The organism is Chloroflexota bacterium (assembly GCA_015478725.1).
In the GTDB taxonomy this organism is placed as follows: domain Bacteria; phylum Chloroflexota; class Limnocylindria; order Limnocylindrales; family CSP1-4; genus C-114.
The window spans coordinates 1-2,196 of record JADMIG010000078.1 but is presented as its reverse complement, the minus strand read 5'-3'; the positions used below and the strand labels follow the sequence as shown (position 1 = coordinate 2,196).

Here is a 2,196-nt window from a genome sequence, read left to right as displayed (position 1 = left end):
TGTTGAGCGCCACGTTGATTGAGCACCAACAGGCGGTCTGACGCCACCGAACGTGAGCACGGATTGGTGGCCAGCCTGGCGGCGCCACGGACAGCGGGGACGGACTCGAGCGGTGGCGGTCTTGCCGAGGAGGGCACGCAGCGGGCAGCGTGAGCGCGAACTGAACGCGTAAGAGCCCCCTCGCTAAATCTTTCGACGGATCGCGAGAGGGCTCTTCCTGACGAAGCCGGAGCTCCGCTGTGATCATCGTAGGGACTGACGAGGCCGCCGTCGAGGCGGACCTGGTGGAAGGGCGCCTGAGCTGCCCGAACTGCGGATCCAGCCTGCGGCCCTGGGGCCACGGCATCGAGCGTGATGTCCGCCTGGTGGAGGGCACGGAACGGCGTCGCTTCCGCCGCTCGATCTGTCGATCGTGTTCGTCCACCCACGTCCTGGTCCACGAGGACACCCTGGTGCGCCGGCGGGACGGTGCCGAGGTGATCGGGATGGCGCTCACCGCCAAGGCCCGGGGGGACGGCCACCGTCGTATCGCTCGAGCCCTCCGACGTCCGGCGTCGACGGTGCGGGGATGGCTCCGTCGGTTCGCCTCCCGGGCCGACGAGGTCCGGGAGCACTTCACCCGCTGGGCCCATGAGGTCGACCCCACCCATGACGATCGGACGGCTGGTGGGTCTGACTTCTCTGATGCCGTGTCGGCCATCGGCGTGCTCGGGATGGTGGCGGTTCGCCGGTTCGGGCCCCGCCCGGTGTGGTCCATGGCCTCGTTCGTCACCGGCGGCGGCCTGCTCGGCAACACGAGCGCACTCTTTCGGCCGCCGATGTGAGCGACGAAGGTCATCTCTTCGCCCAACACGAGGAGGAAGACCCCCCATGAACGAGCGGCAACGCAACGTGGCGCTGTTCCGTTATTCACTGATCCGAGAGGCGGCCGATCCGTCGCTCACCATCCGCCAGCGGGGCCAACTGGTCCGCGAGCTGGCCGCCCGTGTGCACACCGGCCCGGACGGACAGGGCCTCGGGGTGTCGAGGGGCACCATCGACCGCTGGATCCGGGACTACCGGTCAGGTGGCTTCGACGCCCTGGCCCCTGACCCCCGGACGGGCGAGCCGGTCACCCAGCAGCGGTTGTTGGACCTGGCCGAGTCGCTCAAGCGGGAGGTGCCCCGCCGGACCGCAGCCCAGGTGGCCCAGATCATCCGCACCGCCGAGGGGGACGGTCCCTCCGAGCGCACCGTCCAGCGTCACCTCGCCCGCCTCGGGCTCAACACCCGGCCCGACGGATCGCCCCCGTCTGCGTTCGGTCGCTTCGAGGCCACGGCACCGGGCGAGCTCTGGACCGGGGACGCCCTCCACGGCCCGGTGATCGCCGAGCGGAAGACCTACCTGTTCGCCTTCATCGACGACCACTCCCGGGCCCTCGTCGGCTATCGGTGGGGACACTCCGAGGACACCGTCCGGCTGGAGGCGGCCTTCCGGTCCGCACTGGCGTCACGGGGGATCCCCACTTCTGTGTACCTGGACAACGGCTCGGCCATGGTGTCGCGCCAGCTGCTCCGGGCCTGCGCCAGCCTCGGGGTGCGTCTCATCCACTCCAAGCCGGGACGACCAGAGGGCCGGGGGAAGATCGAGCGGGTCTTCCAGACCGTTCGCATCCAGTTCCTCGTCGAGGTCGAGGCCAACCCTCCCGGCGGCCTGGCCGAGCTCAACCGGCGCTTTGCCGCCTGGGTGGAGACCGTCTATCACCGGAGGGTCCACTCCGAGACCGGCGAGGCGCCCATCGACCGGCTGCTGGCCGGTGGCCCTCCGACCCTCCCGACCCCGGCCGCCCTCCACGAGGCGTTCCTCTGGTCCGAGGTCCGTATGGTCACCAAGACGGCCACCGTCTCCCTCTTCGGCAACACCTTCGAGGTCGACGCCGCCCTGGTGGGGTCCCGGGTCGAGGTGGTCTTCGACCCCTTCGACATGGAGTCCGTGGAGATCCGCTTCCAGGGCCGGTCGATGGGCCAGGGGCTGCCTCATTCCATCGGCCGGCACTCCCATCCCCAGGCCCGACCCGAGGCTGCACCCGCCCCATCGCCCACCGGCATCGACTATCTCGGCCTGCTGGCCGACCGACGGGACGCCGAGCTCGCCACCTCCATCAACTACTCCCAGCTCACCCTGGCCGAGGCCATCGCCAACAACACCATCGCCAAC

At 70.0% G+C, this 2,196-nt stretch carries 2 protein-coding genes; both read left to right on the top strand.

Features of this window, described 5'->3' with window-relative positions:
* The first annotated feature begins 239 nt into the window (after positions 1 to 239).
* Positions 240 to 824, top strand: a complete 585-nt coding sequence (locus tag IVW53_15790) for a hypothetical protein (protein MBF6607025.1) — start codon at positions 240 to 242, stop codon at positions 822 to 824.
* A 46-nt stretch (positions 825 to 870) separates the two neighbouring features.
* On the top strand, positions 871 to 2,196 hold a 1,326-nt coding region (locus tag IVW53_15785; GenBank protein MBF6607024.1), incomplete at its 3' end, for a DDE-type integrase/transposase/recombinase.